Genomic DNA, 2,525 nt, shown 5'->3' on the forward strand with positions numbered 1-2,525 from the left:
TTCCCTGGCGTTGCGGGCGGCGATCGGCGGCAGCTGGTCAAGCATCGGCGCGGCCCACTCGCGCGTCTGCTCCCGGCTGCTGGAGAAGCCGAGGTCGGTGTTGAATTCACTGCTGGCCGACGACACCCAAGGGAAGCTCCAGCCCATCCGCCGCTTGAACGCCTGCAACGTCTCCAGCGGGGCCTGGGAGACGAACAGCATGGTCACGTCCCGGGCGTTCAGGTGCGGGAGGACGGCGTTGACGCTGTCGGCGATCGAGGAGCAGGTCGGGCAGCCGGCCGCATAGCTCGGGCCGAACATGAAGTGGTAGACGAGCAGCGGGCCGCGGCCATCGAGCAGCTCCGCCAGCGTGCGTGTGCCGTCGTCGGTGTCGAAGCGGTATTCCTTCTCCACCCGGGCCCAGGGCAGCTCGCGCCGCTGCCGCGCGAGCTCGTCGCCCAGCCGGGTGTGCTCCTTCTCGCGGGCGAGCAGCTCCTCGCGGGCAGCTGCCCACTGTTCCCGTGTCACAATCTTGTGACTGGTCATTGCCTGGTTCTCCTTTTCCCGTGGTCACAGGTGCCGGGCGGGTGTGCCGGGCCATATTTTGGAGGCGGAGTGAGCCGGCCCTACGGCCGGTCGCCGGCGGATCAACCGTGCTGGTGGGCCTGGACGAGGGGACTCCTGTCCCAAAGTCACGATTCCGGTGTGCTGTTGGTGCTCTGGCCGGCCCGGGTACCGGCGCGGGAGCGGATGTGGGCAGGGACGGCGATGCCGGGCGGCAGGGCCGGATCGGGGATGGGTTGCTGCCAGGTGGTGGCCAGCGGCAGTTCCCCGGCCCACAGTCCCAGCGCGGCATCCGGGGTGTCGCCGTCGCTGGGCGGCCCGGTGCGGATCTTCACCGAGGCCTCCTCCAGCGGTAGCGCCAGCAGCCGCACGGCGGCGAGTTCCTTGCGGCTGGGCCGGCGGGCGTAGTCCCACTGGCCGGGCGCGACGTGCTCGGCGATGCAGCGCAGCCCGGCGAGCCGTTCGCCGGGGTCGGTGACCAGCCGGGGCTGCCCGTAGATCATGGCGCTGCGGTAGTTGATGGTGTGCTCGAACGCCGACCGGGCCAGCACCAGCCCGTCGGTGAGGGTGATGGTGACGCATACCGGGGTGCCGGCGGTGTTCAGGCTCTGGCTGGCGACCGAGCCGTGCAGGTACAAGGTGTCCGCGGTGAACCCGTACATGGTGGGGACCACCATCGGCCACCCGCCGGTGATCACTCCGAGGTGGGCGACCAGCCCAGCGTCAAGCACCGAATACAGCGACTCCCGGTCGGCCCGCCCCAGGTGCCGGTACCGGCGGTGCCGGGTCCGCTCGGTCGCCGACAGCGGCGGCCCCGCGCCTACGAGACCACTAGCGGCGGACACGGCCTGGGACGGGCTGGCTGTCAGGGCATCGCGCCTGCCTGGCACCGTGTCAGCCGTGACGGGCAGGTCCGGGGGTTGTGCGCTCATGGCTGTCTCCTGTTGAGCTGAACGTTTAGGCCCGTTGCCCGGGGCGGCCGGGGTGCCGGTGGCCGGACCTGGGAACTTCGGCGCTCGCGGCGTACTCGTCGTGCCGGTGGAACCATGACACGTCGCCTTCGTTGCGGCCCAGCGGCGCACGGTCCAGCCACTGCCACATCGTCCACAGACCGTCGAAGCCGCGGGCATACGCGGAGTATGTGTGGAACACCTCGTCGCCGTCCCGCGCGAACGCGCTCATGCCGGGTTGCTCGCCCGACCAGTCGCGCCAGGCGACGTTCTCCGCCTCGAGCTGCGCCTGGTCCTTGTAGTTGTACTCAACCGGTGCCACGGCGGGATCGATCGTCACGTGGAAGTCGTAGTTGAAGCTGCTGCCGAACGAGGAGACCCAGCGGAGGTCCCACGCCATACGCCGTTTGTAGGCGATGAGCTTGTCGAGCGGCGCGCGCGACACCACGACAAAGGCGACATCGTGGTGCTCGAAGTGCGGGATGCTGCCGGCGAAGCCGTCGGTGACCCCAGAGCAGCTCGGACAGCCTTCGTCCCAGCCCGGATCGAACATGAAGTGATAGACGAGCAGCTGCGAACGCCCGCCGAACAGACCGCGCAGCGACGCCTCGCCGTCTTCGGTCGCGAACCGATAGTCCTTCTCAACCCGCACCCAGGGCAGCTCCTGCCGCCGACGCGCCAGCTCGTCGCTGCGGCGCGTCAATTCCTTTTCGGCTCGGAGCAGGTCCAGGCGCGCTGCGAGCCATTCCTCGCGAGTGCCGGTCCTGTCGGGTTCCATCGGGGCTCCTCCTGTGATTACTTGTGATTGTCAAAGGCTCATACCAGCCCCTGACTCCGCGCTCGGAGACGGTCGCAGACGCGTTGAAGTCGCGCGTCCATGACCAGCCGAACTACTCGCGTGCAGCGGCTCGTGTTCAAGTCGCGCCCGCAGTCGTGGAGTGTTACCACCGGTGCTGGACATCGACCACTCCAGGACCATCAGCCCACATTGTCGACGAGGGTGTCTCCCCCGGTGATCTCGAGGATCGTCCC

At 68.9% G+C, this 2,525-nt stretch carries 3 protein-coding genes; all 3 read right to left on the reverse strand.

Annotated features, from left to right (window positions below; genetic code table 11):
* Positions 1–525: DUF899 family protein (locus WA805_RS23875; protein WP_425243452.1), on the reverse strand; the 525-nt coding region annotated here is incomplete at its 3' end.
* Positions 526–671: 146 nt separating this feature from the next.
* Positions 672–1,475, reverse strand: coding sequence for a pyridoxamine 5'-phosphate oxidase family protein (locus tag WA805_RS23880; protein ID WP_425243453.1), 804 nt, complete (start codon positions 1,473–1,475; stop codon positions 672–674).
* Positions 1,476–1,500: 25 nt separating this feature from the next.
* Complete coding sequence (locus tag WA805_RS23885) at positions 1,501–2,271, reverse strand: DUF899 domain-containing protein (protein WP_425243454.1); 771 nt, start codon at positions 2,269–2,271, stop codon at positions 1,501–1,503.
* Positions 2,272–2,525: the final 254 nt, after the last annotated feature.

Origin of the sequence: Trebonia sp. (genome assembly GCF_049794275.1) — a bacterium.
Classification (GTDB): domain Bacteria; phylum Actinomycetota; class Actinomycetes; order Streptosporangiales; family Streptosporangiaceae; genus Trebonia.